This is a genomic window from Novosphingobium sp. GW835-FHT14H07, from assembly GCF_058793515.1.
This window is the reverse complement of record NZ_JBXAFX010000046.1, coordinates 1-14145: the sequence shown is the minus strand read 5'-3', so window position 1 is coordinate 14145 and position 14145 is coordinate 1. Positions and strand designations below refer to the sequence as shown.

Annotated in this window: 14 protein-coding genes and 2 pseudogenes; 2 read left to right on the top strand and 14 right to left on the bottom strand. The window is 55.2% G+C overall.

Annotation, left to right across the window (positions count from 1 at the left end; all coding sequences use genetic code 11):
• Nucleotides 1-72: 72 nt before the first annotated feature.
• Nucleotides 73-309 (top strand): annotated as a pseudogene (locus tag AC1Q5P_RS21115) (Tn3 family transposase); the annotation flags it as partial.
• Nucleotides 310-718: 409 nt separating this feature from the next.
• Here the strand turns inward: AC1Q5P_RS21115 and AC1Q5P_RS21110 are convergent.
• The 13 genes and pseudogenes from AC1Q5P_RS21110 to AC1Q5P_RS21050 form a co-directional block, all read right to left on the bottom strand.
• Complete coding sequence (locus AC1Q5P_RS21110; protein WP_006961053.1) at nucleotides 719-1591, bottom strand: HAD-IIA family hydrolase; 873 nt, start codon at nucleotides 1589-1591, stop codon at nucleotides 719-721.
• Nucleotides 1591-3075 (bottom strand): biotin carboxyl carrier protein, encoded by a 1485-nt coding sequence (locus AC1Q5P_RS21105; protein ID WP_006961055.1) that lies wholly within the window; start codon nucleotides 3073-3075, stop codon nucleotides 1591-1593. The genes AC1Q5P_RS21110 and AC1Q5P_RS21105 overlap by 1 nt, the downstream gene beginning before the upstream one ends.
• Nucleotides 3068-4405, bottom strand: coding sequence for an acetyl-CoA carboxylase biotin carboxylase subunit (locus AC1Q5P_RS21100; protein ID WP_006961056.1), 1338 nt, complete (start codon nucleotides 4403-4405; stop codon nucleotides 3068-3070). Before AC1Q5P_RS21100 ends, AC1Q5P_RS21105 begins: the two co-directional genes overlap by 8 nt.
• Entirely contained in the window at nucleotides 4402-4875 is a 474-nt protein-coding gene (locus AC1Q5P_RS21095; RefSeq protein ID WP_006961057.1) for an acetyl-CoA carboxylase, read from the bottom strand. The genes AC1Q5P_RS21100 and AC1Q5P_RS21095 overlap by 4 nt, the downstream gene beginning before the upstream one ends.
• The gene (locus AC1Q5P_RS21090; protein ID WP_022684416.1) at nucleotides 4872-6104 is read right to left on the bottom strand and encodes a Tm-1-like ATP-binding domain-containing protein; all 1233 of its coding nucleotides are present in this window, start codon (nucleotides 6102-6104) and stop codon (nucleotides 4872-4874) included. Before AC1Q5P_RS21090 ends, AC1Q5P_RS21095 begins: the two co-directional genes overlap by 4 nt.
• Before the next feature lie 56 nt (nucleotides 6105-6160).
• A complete protein-coding gene (locus tag AC1Q5P_RS21085; RefSeq protein ID WP_272952377.1) occupies nucleotides 6161-7048 on the bottom strand; it encodes a beta-keto acid cleavage family enzyme in 888 nt (295 codons plus the stop codon).
• Complete coding sequence (locus AC1Q5P_RS21080; RefSeq protein ID WP_022684418.1) at nucleotides 7045-7488, bottom strand: acyl-CoA thioesterase; 444 nt, start codon at nucleotides 7486-7488, stop codon at nucleotides 7045-7047. Before AC1Q5P_RS21080 ends, AC1Q5P_RS21085 begins: the two co-directional genes overlap by 4 nt.
• 48 nt (nucleotides 7489-7536) lie before the next feature.
• Complete coding sequence (locus AC1Q5P_RS21075) at nucleotides 7537-8220, bottom strand: nuclear transport factor 2 family protein (protein WP_022684419.1); 684 nt, start codon at nucleotides 8218-8220, stop codon at nucleotides 7537-7539.
• A gap of 39 nt (nucleotides 8221-8259) precedes the next feature.
• Nucleotides 8260-9657 carry an aldehyde dehydrogenase gene (locus AC1Q5P_RS21070; protein WP_022684420.1) on the bottom strand — a complete coding sequence of 466 codons (1398 nt, stop codon included), beginning with the start codon at nucleotides 9655-9657 and terminating at the stop codon, nucleotides 8260-8262.
• Nucleotides 9658-9717: 60 nt separating this feature from the next.
• Nucleotides 9718-10068: a hypothetical protein gene (locus AC1Q5P_RS21065; protein ID WP_022684421.1), complete on the bottom strand. Its 351-nt coding sequence runs from the start codon at nucleotides 10066-10068 to the stop codon at nucleotides 9718-9720.
• Nucleotides 10065-11504 (bottom strand): carotenoid oxygenase family protein, encoded by a 1440-nt coding sequence (locus AC1Q5P_RS21060; RefSeq protein ID WP_022684422.1) that lies wholly within the window; start codon nucleotides 11502-11504, stop codon nucleotides 10065-10067. The genes AC1Q5P_RS21065 and AC1Q5P_RS21060 overlap by 4 nt, the downstream gene beginning before the upstream one ends.
• 712 nt (nucleotides 11505-12216) lie before the next feature.
• Nucleotides 12217-12355 (bottom strand): annotated as a pseudogene (locus AC1Q5P_RS21055) (IS5/IS1182 family transposase); the annotation flags it as partial.
• Nucleotides 12356-12421: 66 nt separating this feature from the next.
• Nucleotides 12422-12775 carry an IS110 family transposase gene (locus AC1Q5P_RS21050; RefSeq protein WP_220474115.1) on the bottom strand — a complete coding sequence of 118 codons (354 nt, stop codon included), beginning with the start codon at nucleotides 12773-12775 and terminating at the stop codon, nucleotides 12422-12424.
• A 289-nt stretch (nucleotides 12776-13064) separates the two neighbouring features.
• Here AC1Q5P_RS21050 and AC1Q5P_RS21045 point away from each other — a divergent pair, with 289 nt between their 5' ends.
• Nucleotides 13065-13712, top strand: a complete 648-nt coding sequence (locus AC1Q5P_RS21045; protein ID WP_159368312.1) for a TetR/AcrR family transcriptional regulator — start codon at nucleotides 13065-13067, stop codon at nucleotides 13710-13712.
• A gap of 199 nt (nucleotides 13713-13911) precedes the next feature.
• Here the strand turns inward: AC1Q5P_RS21045 and AC1Q5P_RS21040 are convergent, their stop codons facing one another.
• A complete protein-coding gene (locus AC1Q5P_RS21040; RefSeq protein WP_492519945.1) occupies nucleotides 13912-14082 on the bottom strand; it encodes a helix-turn-helix domain-containing protein in 171 nt (56 codons plus the stop codon).
• Nucleotides 14083-14145: the final 63 nt, after the last annotated feature.

Sequence of the window (14145 nt, the reverse complement as noted above, 5' to 3'; positions counted from 1 at the left end):
AAATCGTTCATCGCAACTGACCTTGACAGTACATGAGCCCAATCTTGGAAACCGTGTCAGAGTTTGCAACAGAGCCCGGCTGCCCTCAACCTCGTCACCGCAGCGATCATCCTGTTCAACTGTCGCTATCTTGGGCACGCCGTCGAAGAAATGCGCCGCCGCGGAAGCCAGATCGATCCGGCTATGCTGTCTCGGCTCTCACCATTGGGTTGGGATCGCATCAATCTCACCGGCGATTATGTCTGGTCCGATCACCTCGATCTCGACGCCAATGGCCTCATGCCGCTGCTCATCAAACCGCTACCGTGAATCTGTGTCCGCATAATGCACAGGGGCCGAATTGCAGAAGATCGCGGCCATGCCCTGGCCGCCACCGGCCAACGGCGAGAGTTCTGGATGAACGCCCTGCGGCTAGCCGGGCACTGCCAATTTATGAACCTAGCACGAGAAGTCGCATGAAAGCTTCCGCAAGCCGACCACGACCGATCTGGACTATGCGATCCAAACGGTTGCCGAGCGGCCCGGGATTGATGCCAATGGGGCAAAGTCGCCAGCGCGCACCAGCGTAACCTTCCCAATCTTTCGCTGCTAACCCGGCCCGATTTGCGGAACCATCATCATCAATGTCGTCTCATTGTGATTGTGCACACCAAGAAGCGCAGCGAAGCACCGTCAACGTAGGATTACTCTAGTCCTGATTGCGCAGCTTCCGAAAGCCTCATACTGCGTCAATTCTTTCGCCTAACCGCACGCACAATTCGTCGAGCGATCTGACGACGAAATCTGCCTGCTCATCGGCATGTGCGCCAAAGTCGGTTGCATCTGAGAGACCAGTCGTCACACCAATGCTCGCGGCGGACGCGGCCCGCGCCATTCTCATTTCTAGCCCTGGGTCGTCACCCACGACGATCAATTTATGCGTCGCATCAGTCGGCAGACCCATCAAAGATCGGGCGCAATGCAGTGCTGCGAGCGATGGCTTGCCGAGTATGACAGGCTCGATCCCCGTCATCGCGGTGATGGCCGCATTAATCGCGAAGCTAGTTCCGATCTTGCGCCCGCCCTCCGAAGCGAAAAAGGGAACATTGGACGCCGTTGTGAGCTGCGCGCCGTCTTCGAGGTCCGCGAGCACCGCCTCCAGATCGTCGAACGTGAATGCGCGGTGATAGGCGACATAGACAGCCTCAACCGCGCAAGAAGGAGCGGCATTTTCGACGACTTCGATACCAGCGGCACGCAGCGGCACGAATGATTCGCTACGCCCCAGCGCCCTGACTTTGCGGATCCCCCGTTCAGAAAACCAATATGCAGCGGCCGTCGTCGGCGTCATCACAGCACTGTCAGGCACCTTCAACCCGGCAACGCGCAGGTTATACGCATATTGAGCCGGGGCTATGGCAGACCCATTGGTGAAAATCCTAAAGGGCATGCCGCGCGCTGTAAGTTCTTCCAGCAGCACTTCTGCGCCCGGAAGCGGGCGATATCCAGAACTGGCGCTGTCGCCAAGTACAAGCGTGCCGTCCATGTCGAAAATGAAACCCGATGCACCAGCAAGCCGGGCAGCCAAGCCGTCAAGCGATTCACTGACCATTACATTTTGCCCGCGGAAGCGCCAGAATGAAGTGCCAATCGTAAACCTTTTCTGTCGATTACGACATCTTTCAGGGTCGGGTTAGCAATAAGTTCTCGTAGCAATTTCATCAACGGCGCAGCCTCCGGAGTATAGGTTGCGCGGCTGGGTCCCATCGCAAGCATTGCGTCGACCTGATCCGCCGGCATCACGGCGCGCAACAGAAATTCCTCATCGTCCAGATGCGCGCCAAACTTGCGACGGAGATCCGAATAGTCAGGGAAATCCGGTTCACCAGCTATCTCCTTTGCCCGCGGTCGATCCATGATGACATCCAGGATCACCGGATCGATTGGGCTCGTCGGACGCCCAAGCTTGCCCATTGCATAGCGCAAAATCTGATCCGATACCTGAACGTACCGCTGGCCGCTGACGATATTTGTTGTCGCCTGCGTCATCACCATCTGGGGAAAGGGCGTTACCATGATAGGATATCCAAGTTCAGCACGAACACGCTCCGTCTCTTCGACTACCGCGCCAAAAAGGTGCTCGAGCTTCAGTTCACTCAGTTGTCGACGAGTGGTGGTCATCACCCCTCCCGCGATCTGGTGACGCAGAAAACTGGCATCGAAGGCTTGAGGCGTGCCCGGTTGGAGGCCTTCCGCCTTAGCCAGACGCCACCAATAATCGGTAACGTTTGCTAGAGCCCTGTCATCGATCGGCACACTATGGCCTGCTTCCCGCAAATTCGCGACAAGCCTACCGGCCTCGGGCAACGAACTGCCATCCCCGAGGGGGCCGATACCGACATGAATGCCATCGACAGCTCCGCAATCGGCGGCCGCCAAAGCGGTAAGTGGACCATAACCGATCGTGCAGTGCGGGTGGACTTCCAGCGATTTCCCGCCGATCACCGCCTTGATCGCCGGTGCGAGTGTCTTCACGCGATCTGGAGATAGCAGGCCGCCCGGATCTTTGATGTAGAACAGGTCGATATGGGGCGATCTGGCGAGTTTCGCTGCGAAATCTGCATAGAATGCATCATCGTGCACGGCAGAGAGGGTGAATGTCAGCGCCGCCATAACTTGCGCATCACCCTCTTCTTTGATGAGCTGAGCTGCTTCAAGAACCGCATCTATGTCATGCATGGGATCAAGAACAATGAAGCGGCCGATGCCATTATGTTGGAGCCGGCGATAGACGATTCGCATAAATTCGGGACCAGCCTGCTGCCAAGCAATGAATCGTAGGCCGGTGGTGATAAATTGAAGCGGTGTGTTGGGCATGGCAGCCCGGACACGCCTGATACGCTCCCAGGGATTGTTACGGAAATAACGCACTGCTACGGCCATGTGGGTCGATGATGTGAAATCGATTGCTCTAAAGCCTACGCGATCCATCTGGCCGGCGACCTGGAGGATCTTTGCTGTATCGAGGCCTGTCGCGCCCCACAGCGACTGGTTGCCATCGCGCACCGAAACGTCGACGAGATTTATTTCAGCCATTGTTCAAATTTCCGAAGAAGCGGGTGTCGACGTCGCCGGCACGGAATCGCGGATCAGCCGCGATAATGGCGTGAAGCCCAGCTGTTGAATCCATGCCTTCTAGCTCGAATACCGATAAGGCAGCAGTCAGGCGCTCAATAGCCTCGGCTCGGTCGTTGCCATGGACAATGAGCTTCCCGGCGAGGGAGTCGTAAAAGGGCGGGACGAGGCCGCCATTGAATATATGGGTATCGACGCGTATGCCTTCGCCCGCCGGCCACTTGGCCGATGCGGCGCGCCCGGGCGAGGGCTGGAAATCTTCGCGCCAGTTTTCGGCGTTGATGCGCACCTCAATGGCATGACCGCGAGGCCGTATCATCTCCTGTGTCAGCGCCAATTTGCTACCGGCTGCTACTAACAGCTGTTGCTCAATCAGATCGACGCCGGTGATCGCTTCCGTTACGGGATGCTCTACCTGGATACGCGCATTCATCTCTAGGAAATAAAAATCGAAAGTAACGGCATCTACCAGAAATTCGACCGTACCTGCTCCTCGATATGCCAGAAACTTGGCCAAATCGACCGCCGCCTGCTCGATAGCCGTGCGCTTGTCATCGGGAAGAAGGGCTGCTGGAGCTTCCTCGACCAGCTTCTGGAAGCGGCGCTGTATCGAACAGTCGCGCGTGCCCAGATGAATCGCATTCACACCATCGCCAAGCACCTGCACTTCGATATGCCGGCCGCTCGTGATAAAGCGCTCGACGTAGATGCGTGGATCCCCGAAGGAAGCCTGCGCTTCAGCCATGGCAAGATCGATCTGACCATCTAGCTGCGATTCATTATCGACTCTTTTCATTCCCTTACCGCCGCCCCCGGACACAGCTTTGAGCAATAGCGGATAGCCCGTTTCCTGCGCGCGCCTTCGCGCTTCCTCCTTATCGCCTGCCTCACCGCCCGGGACCACCGGGAGGCCCGCTTCGATGCCGACCTTACGCGCCATCAGCTTGTCACCCATTGCCTCGAGGCTGGATGAGGAAGGGCCGACGAAAGCGATCCCCGCTTCCGCGCAAGCACGGGCAAGGCCCACATTTTCGGAGAGAAAGCCATAGCCGGGGTGCAGCGCATCCGCCCCACTTAGTTTGGTCGCGGCGATCACCTTGGCAACGTCGAGATAGCTTTGCGCCGAGGGAGCCGGACCGACCTTTACGATATGATCCGCCAGCCATGCGGCCGCGCTATTCAGATCCGCTTCGGACGCCCCAAGGACAGTCTCGATGCCCAGACGCTTTGCTGTGCGAATAACTCTAAAAGCGATTTCGCCGCGATTGGCAATGAGGAGACGCCTGATCATTTGACGAGCATCAAAATGGCGCCGGCATCTACCATCGCGCCATTCTCGACTAAGATTTCCGCGATCTCGCCTGCACAAGCTGCGGGGACGGGATTGAAGAGCTTCATGGTCTCGATGATACCGACATTGGATTCTGCCTCGACGCTGCTGCCGACCTCAACGAAGTATGCAGTTCCAGGAGCTGGGGAGCGGTAAAAGACGCCAGGCAAAGGTGCGCGAATGGCATGCATGCCTTCGGGAACCGGGATTTCTTCCTGACCCGACTGGGCAGTCGCCCCGGCAGGCGACGCTTCGTCTTCGAGCGACCACGCCTGGCTCCAGCCTTCCCCTTGACCTTCTCCTGCATCGGCCCTGCTGACGCGAAGCCGATAGCGATCGGTTCGGATGTCCAACCGATCATATTGACTGCCTTTCAGGATTGTGACGATTTCGTTCACATCCTCAGGACTTAGAGGCAGATCACCTTTCACGCATGCACTCCGATCTTGAGATAATCGCGGGCCGCGAGAATGATGCGGTCAGCAAACACTTCATCATTAAAGTGAGCATCCACCGCTTCGACCGGAATAGCGCTGGGAATGACTTTGCGAAGATATTCGGCGAAGGGGCCGGGCACATTGATATCATGGAGATGCCCTTCCGGGCTGTCATGGCTGGAAAAGCCGCCCAACGGTACGAAAAAGCGTACAGGTCCTTTCGCTTCAATGACCATTTTGGCATAGTGATCGGCCAGATTTCGTAGCTCCTGCATCTGTGTGCGAACAGCAGTCAGCGCAGCATTATGCATGTGATAGCGCGTGCCTGGGAACCGCTTCTTAGCCTCCGCTAACGGCCCGCCGATGATGAAATCGGCATTGCCGGGAGCCAAGATCGTCGGAATGCCCTTTCGCAGCGCCGCCATCGCACGCTCAGGACCACCATCTGTAAGGCCGCCGTGAAGATGGTCGACGATTTCTGTTGCCGACAAATCGAGCACTAGAGCGACATCACGTCCTTCAACGATCGCATCGAGGGTTCCGCCGCCGCCGCCAGCACAATGGAACACCATGACTTCGTTGCCGTCGTCCTGAAGCGCTTCCCTTACACGTCGAACTGATGCTTCGGTAGTACCCAATGTGGTCATAAGAACGAGAGGTCGATCTTCCCTCTGTGCGGCAGGGTCATAACCCTTCGCCATGCCAGCAATAGCGAGCGCGGCGTTGCGATAGACATCGCGGCTGATCGAATTGATGCCTGAGACATCCGTGACGGCATTGGACATTATGATGTCCTTCGCCCCTACGAATGGTGCAGTGAACCCCGACGCCATGGTGGAGACCATCAACTTGGGAAGACCATAGGGAAAGGCCTTCATGACCGCTGTGCCAAGCGTTGTTCCCATCGACCCGCCGATAGAGATAATGCCGGAGAAGGGTTGCGCCTCATGATGATGAAGGGCAACTCGGATAGCACCCTCGATCATCACAGCCTGGCATTTGCCCTCATGACCAAGCGCACGCACTCTCTCAATGCTCCACCCCGCCGCTTCAGCAACCTCTTCGGGTGGAATCTCGGGGCTTCCGACCGTACGCCGCACGCTTGGATCGAGATGGACTATTTCGCATCCAGCTTCTTCAAGGCAGGTTCTGAGAAAACGTCCCTCGAATTCTTTCGTGTCGTGGGTGACGATCATCAGAACAAGTGGCTTCTTTCCGACCATCCTCTTCTCCATTATAGCCCGCTGATTTGCGCACGCTGATAGACCGGCTCCATCATTCAAGAATTCGGGGTACTCAGGCCGAGGATCTCACGCGCCTCTGCGGAAGATGCGATGTCAATCCCCAGTTCCGTCGCGATGCGGCGGGTTCGAGCCACGAGCTGTTCATTGGTCGCTAACTGCCCGCGGCTATAGTAAAGATTGTCCTCTAGGCCGACGCGCACGTGTCCGCCCAACAGCATAGCCTGTGTGGTCGCGGGCAGCTGCGCCGCCCCAATCGCCGACACACAGAAAATCGACTGCGGCGGCAAAGCCGCGATCATTGCCGCTAGGATATCGTGACTATAGGGCATGGCGCCTTGAAAGCCCTTGTCTGCGCCCAGGACCATATTGATGTAGTAGGGAGGCTTGTCATAGCCTTTCTGAATGAGTCGTGTTACATCCTGCAATATATGGGTTGGTGAAAATACCTCCCATTCAGGCTTGATGCCCCTGTCCGTCATACGCTGCACCAGCGTTTCGCAGCGGCTGGGCGGCGTGATTACGCATATTTCCCGTCCGCCATGGACGTCGACGAAGGTCATGCCATCGAAGGTCGCCATCTCCGCACCGGCTTCGCAGCCCTTTAGTCGTTCCTCGAAGCTTGATTCGAACAATCCGTCCGGCCTCTCGACAAGCATGTCACCGCTTGATCCGCCCCCGGTGGAATTGTTTATAATGATGTCGCAGCAATCGCGAATACGTCCGTTAATATCACGGTAAATATCCGCGTTACAAGTTGCGCCATCATCCGGCCTACGAGCGTGAAGCGCAGCAATTGCTGCCCCTTCCTTGTAAGATGCGTATACGGAAGCTGCAATTTCATCGGGTTGCGTGGGAAGAAGCGAACTCTGCTTCTTGGATGCCATGCCGCCCGTAGGAGCAACGGTGATAATCAGCTTGCTCACGACGAAACACCTTCATGGATGGAGGGAGTGGAAAGCGCGGACACGATTTCAGGGGGCAATGGAATGCCTCGCAATCTTCCGCTCTCCTGGTCGATGGCAGACCAAACGCGCTTTTCGAATGCCTCGATCGCCAGATCCTCACCTCTGAAGACGCGATGTGACACCTCAAAACTACTACGGCCAATCTTGGGAACGGAGGTATGCACCTGAATTTCTTCACCAAACCGACTGGGAATATAAAAACGGGCTCCGGTATCCACCATCGGAAAACCAACAATCCCGTACCTCTCAATCATAGCGCGCTTGTCAATACCGGTCACCATGCGAAAAATCGCGGCGGTGCAGCTGTCAAACATTCGGAAATACTGGGGATAATAAACTATCCCGGCGGGATCGCAATCACCCCAACTTATCTCAACGGAGATTTTATTTACAAACATGAGGGCATGTCTCACGCTATGCCGGACGCCGGACGTGTCGGCGCCGAATTAAACCAGTTCGAATTGAGATATTAGACCGTTTTGCAGGCCTAGTCTCATCAGACGCCCGCCTGCATCTAGCAACAGTTCATCGTCCCTCGCGTCCTTCAACGTCGCCGTGGCCACGCCAGCCTCTCTAAGCGAGCCAATCGCGTCTTCATGCGAACTGGAACGCGTCCCACCGGTGCTGCCCATTTGCAATTGAGCGGCAAGATACTGCCTTGCATTTGCGCCATGCTCATGGGCCAGCGCTGCTTGGAAAGCCTGAAACGCGGCTCGCTGAGTAACGTGAGCGCCCAAGCGCGGTAATTTACTCGTTCCATAGTTGACAGGCCAAGTCGCTGCTTTCAGGCGACGAATCCGATTACCTTCACACTCATATATGATAAAGAACTTCACCGTCATCATGTCGCCTGGCGCCAACGGTCCAAACGGAAAGTCTGGCCGCGACTTTAGTGCATGAAAATCCATGTCGATCTCACGAAAATGACCCGACGGGCCATCAAAGCCTGTGATAGGCCGAAATATCTCACGGATACCATTTCGAACGAAATGGAACAAATTCAACCATTCATCGCGGCCCGTCACCGTTTGACCGCCATCCTCCCAGACCACATCCTCCGTAAACCATTGATCCACGAGATTAACGTAATCCCCGGAATTGAATGCATCTATATATGTGGTGAAATCCATTGTTTTAATTCCCAACTGGTAAGTTTGATTAGACTTGGTTTAAATCGGAAACTGTCCTGGCAGGGTTTCAACTGTAATCCAGCGAGTTTCAGTAAAACTATCGATCCCCTGTTTGCCTCCGAACCGGCCATAGCCAGACGCTCCGGTACCCCCGAAAGGCATCTGCGGCTCGTCATGAACCGTGGGCCCATTGATATGACAGATGCCTGATTTGATCCTCTTCGCGAGCATCAACCCCTTTGCGATATCGCGTGTGAAGATAGCCGCAGAAAGCCCGTATTGGCTGTCATTGGCAATCTCCACCGCTTGGTCGGCATCGCGAGCACGGATTAAGGCCACGACCGGGCCGAAGCTCTCGTCGCGATAGAGATCCATTGCGGGAGTTACGCCATCAAGCACGATGGCAGACATCACCACATTGTCCCCTTTTCCGCCCGTCAAGATCTTGGCACCTTTCTCGATCGCATCGTCAACCAACTCGTTGACGCGGTTCACAGTGCTCATGTCGACCACCGAACCCAGCGGCGCCTTCCCTTCACGCGGGTCGCTCGCGACAAGGGTCGCCGTCTTTGATGCAAACTTTTCCGCAAAAGCCTCTGCGACTGCGTCAACCACGATAATTCGCTCGGTGCTCATGCAAATTTGGCCTTGGTTCATAAACGCACCAAAAGCTGCCGCCTTGACGGCTTCGTCGAGATCGGCATCTTCCAGAATCAGGAGCGGCGCCTTACCGCCAAGCTCGAGCAGGCAAGGTTTAAGATTTTCCGCCGCCCGACGAGCGATAATCCGACCGACATGGGTGCTGCCAGTAAAGTTGATACGCTTGATCTCTGGCGCGTCGATCAGCGCGCCGACTACTTCTGCAGCATCTTCTGGCGCATTAGTCACGATATTTACTACCGACTCGGGAAACCCCGCGTCAGCGAAGGCCTCGACGATAAGCGCGTGGGTATTTGGACATAATTCACTAGCTTTGAGGATCACCGAGTTCCCACAGGCAAGCGGCACCGCGATAGCACGAACGCCGAGAATAATCGGTGCGTTCCAAGGTGCTATCCCAAGCACGACCCCGACAGGTTCCTTCATCACAAGGGCCAGACAGCCGGGCTTGTCCGAAGGAATTACTTCACCGCATATTTGAGTAGTCAGCGCTGCCGCTTCTCGGACTATACCGGCAGCAAGTTCCAGATTGAACAATGCCCAACCACGTGTGGACCCAGTCTCTTGCATCATCGAAGCAACAAACTGGTCCTTGCGGGCCTCCAAGGCCGATGCCGCCCGCAGCAGAACCATGCGACGAGTGTTGGGACCCAGCGCTGCCCAGACCTTTTGACCTTCGGCAGCCCTATTGCCTAAGTTCGGAATGTCAGCGGCCTGCATAGCCTCAGCCGAGGATGCTACTTCGCCAGTGAGTGGATTGATTCGTTCAAACCGCATGTTTCCACCTCTTTAGTGGTAAATAGAAGATCAATGGAGAAAGCAGGCCGTCCCTACGAATCAGAAATTAAATCTAGCTCGAATTCCGTAAGTCCGAGGAGCTTCAAGTGTAACTACAGGAAGACCGACGATTGGTTGTACAAACGAGGTCGCCTTTAACGTCTCGTTCTCGATATTATCGATATACACAGCAACAGAGTAGCGGTTTTCAGGGCCGCGCCATGTCAAACTCGCATTCGACATCATATATCCTTGCTGAGCGAGATCGTCCAGCGGGTAGGCGTCGTTATAGGCTGTCAGTCGTTCGTTTTCGGGACCAAAGAACCATTCGTTCCCGACGATCGCGGAAAATTCCGTGAGTGCTGCGCGCATTGACGCCTCAGTCACGCCGTTAGGCAATATCATGGTCATACTCCCGGAACCCAAGTCGTGTGAAAGGCGCTCCTGAGACGAATCGGCAATCGGGCCGTTGCAAGCGGCCCCTCGGAGATGGCGCGCGCGTCGAAGATCAGCAGATCGGAACGGTTTTGGTCATGTCGATCGGCGATATTGATATACCAACCTTCATCTTCGCCAGGCCCGCGCGGGATGAACGCGCCCTCCTGGAAGCTAGTCTCGTCAGTCCCGTGATAGGTTTGGACTTCGCCGGTCGTCAGATCGATTTTGCCGATCATGTTAGCGCCCATGTAGGTAGGGCCGGCCATCAATATCCGCCTCTCCGGATCCACCATTGAGATATAGGCGTAGCGATAATCCCGACCGACGCATCGCGGATCGATGAGCGGCAGCTCACCGCCATATGGGGCCAAACTCTTCGATGAGAATCCTCCATCGACGGCGTTCGACGTCATGTCGAAAGACCAACGCGTGGGATAGGGGACGCCATCCTGAGGATCCGCGGCCGATCCTGCGATGTCGCCGATGTAGGGGAAGCCATTCCGCTTGGAGATCATCATATCGAGATGGACTATTGTGCCTTCGTTAAAGCCGTTGATGACGTGAAAGCCACACGACGTAGGCACTTTGAACCATCGGATATCGGTCGTACTGCCGGCTCGCGGCATAATGCCAACCCAACTAGGCAAACTCCCGTCCCACTTCCAATGATCCCCACCTGCCTTCAAGCGCTCGGGATCCATTGTCGTCGGAAAGATTGGAAAGATCACGTAATCAGTCGTGATCGCGAAGTCATGGACCATCCCGACATATGGGGGATCGAACCACTCTTCTTTAACAAGATTCCCACTTTTGTCCTCGATCAGGAAGCACATTGGCGACGAACCATCACCTTCACATTCATAGCTAAACAGAAGAAGCTCACCCGTAACGGGGTCTATCTTCGGGTGGGCTGTAACTGTTTTACTTTTAAGCTGCCCATTCCAAGTGAAATCGCCCAAGGTGGCTAGAGTGTCCGGATCGACAGCCATCGGCACATGGTCCTCCTTGAGCACCAGGAGACGGCCAGCGTGCCAAATTGGCGCGGTATTTGCGGTCCCTCGGCTTTTCCCGGCGACTTCAGGTTTATCAGTCCACGGATTGCGATATTTCCCATAGAGAGAACGTCGGGCAGCCCGCTCAGCTTTCCATCTTTCGGTCTGAATATAGCGCATCTTGAAATCGACATGGCCGTTCTCGAAGTTAAACATCGAGATCATCCCGTCCCCATTCACGTAAATGTCGTCTCCCAGATATGGCGGATATTGGGGATCCGGGCCGGAGCGATACCATCTACCATTAAGATCCGGGGGAACATCACCCTCCACCTCAAGATCATATATATCGCATTCAATTCTACTTGGAGTGTTGTATCCACTGAAAGAGAGACCGTCAGGAAATAGCTTAGTCATGAACGCATGCCTTTTTAAGTGTTACGCGCCTGCGCTTTGCTGCAGGAACATATTCAGCGAATAAAACATTATGAAGTTTGACTAGCGGCGCGAATAATCGTGTATCGGTTGGGATTGAGGACTCGCCTATATTCGATGGCCGCCCGTCGCTCCCACTATGAGGCACCTTCAGACGAGATCGGCACGAGTCCGCCATTTCACGACGCGTACGCGTAGCGTTGCCGCGTTCGCATCGCGGCGCTCCTATCACCATACATCCTCTCCTAACTTCCCAAACCGCTGCGTCCCTTCATCGGGATCATGCAAGCTATGAGCGATGTTGTCGGCGCATACATTGCAGGCGAGATTTACGATGTCAAGTGGAGAAGCGAGGCGGGTAGCCGTAGTTCGTGAGACCTCAATCGAACGCGCCACCTTCGGCTTCCAGATTGGGGAAGGGCCTGAAATAAAGTTTCGCGCAGTTCAGCGGCCAACTAAGTCGTGATCTGTAATTTGCGATCGCTTGGCGGTTGTCCCTTGAGGGTCTCAAGGATCTGCCCGCACTCGCCGACCCTGAGGCCGGTGGTGCTGTATCGGGTCTCACAAGGCCGGACGTTGCATTGACTTGAAGCGAGCTCGGCGGCCCATCCCTCGACCTTCGCAGATCATCCGACCCTGCGTTCCCTCGCGGGACACCGAAGTCGACAAGCTTTCTCACCGCAATCGGGAGGCAGGGGCGCAGATGCTCGCGAATGTCCGACAGATCGACAAAACCGGTCAATCGAGCGCAGCAGATGATCCGCCGGCACATGCCGCTCCAGGCTGAAGGTGTAGAACAGCGCCTCCTGCGCCACTGTCAGCTCGCCCATCATCGACCCGTCTCCGCCACTCGCGCAGACTGAATCAGGACACCGGCGCTACTTCAAGGCCGAGTCTTTTTAACGGATAGGGACGATAGCCGAATGTGGCGCACAGGCCGCGGATCGTGTTGTCGAGAAGCCGGTGTACGCCAGTTGGGCAAGGCTGGCCGCATCATGCGGATCGGTCTTGTTCGCCTTCATCGCCTTCAGGCTCTGGTGGGCCTGACGCGCGTCGATGCAGATGATCGCGACACCAAGTTCGCGCAGCCCGAGCGCAACCGACGGACTCATCCGGCCCGTTTCGATCACAGCGCGCTCAATGGGACCATAGCGCTCCAGCACCGCGGCGATCGCCTCTGACGTGCTGTCTACGCATTGCATTCCAACCTTGCGCCCATCGGCATCGACGACGCAGACGTGCGACGTTTCCATCGACAGGTCCAATCCGGCATAATTTCGGATCGAACGGTTCCGCAGCATAGCCACCTACTACGACAGGTACCCCAAGAACAATCTCGTCGCCATCAAGCTCGTCTGTACCCACATCTGCGCTGTGAAATCCGCAGCCCAGGCGGAGATACGACCTTTGAAATTTATGAATATGCCTGCGCACCTCCAATCTGACCCATACACATTCGATCGGGTATTTGGCTGCTGCGGATTTATCGACCGCTTGTCCGTAATCATTGAGAATACCCGAGGTTTCTGCCAAACTCCTCGCATGAGCAAAGATCGTCCCTACCACCATGGAGAGCTTCAGAGTGCGCTCCTTGACCTTGCCGTTGTTGAAATCGAACGGGTTGGCTACGGTAACCTTTCCCTTCGGGAAATGGCCGCCGCAACCGGGGTGTCTCGGGGAGCGCCTTATCGACATTTTGCTAACAGACGCCGTTTCCTGGAAGCCCTGATCTCTCATGGATTAAGGATGATTAATGACGGCTTGGCCCAAGCAGCCGAGCCTTATGAAGCGCCTATCGAAAAGGTACGTTCCGTATTTGATAGATACCTTCGGTTTTCCGAGGAGCATCCGCAATTATATCAACTATGTTTTGCAGCAGATATATTTATAGATCTCCCGGCGAGCGACGATTATATGCGAGACGTACAGAATAAGTTTAATATATTTTCTAATTATATATCTCTTTTGGTGCCGAAACATGATGAGCATTATTTAGAGGCTCTTGCAATTTCTTGCTGGTCTCTCCTGCACGGATTTGCGATGCTTTCGACCACCCGCCGCCTTCAACACATTTTGCACGATAAAAAGTACGATACTCTATGCAGATCATTTGTGATTGAAAAATGCCTTTCTTTGCCAAATGTTATGCCACGAGTGCGGCATGGAACTATGGTTATCGGCGCCGATTAGACCCCGATTACGAAGTACGCCTAGAAAGTTATGTAGATTATATATGGTGAGTTCCGCTATTCGTGATTTGGATAATTAGGCGTGCAATTTTCGACTTGATCATCTGTCATCCAACTCTGGATAAGTCATAGGAATTTAATGACATACAAGTCATATGCATTTTTGAGGGGAATAAAACTGACGAAGCCGTGATGACGCGCTATGACGAACGAGAGCTACGGAAGTCCGTTGGAGACAGCCCCACATGGCGGCTAAAGAACCGGGAAAAATAGGCCGGGTCCGGAAACCCGAGCGAGTAGCCGACTTCAGCGACCGTTAGATTTGTATAAAGTAGCGAGCGCCGTGCTTCGAGCAGAGGGCTCTGTTGCAAACTCTGACACGGTTTCCAAGATTGGGCTCATGTACTGTCAAGGTCAGTTGCGATGAACGATTT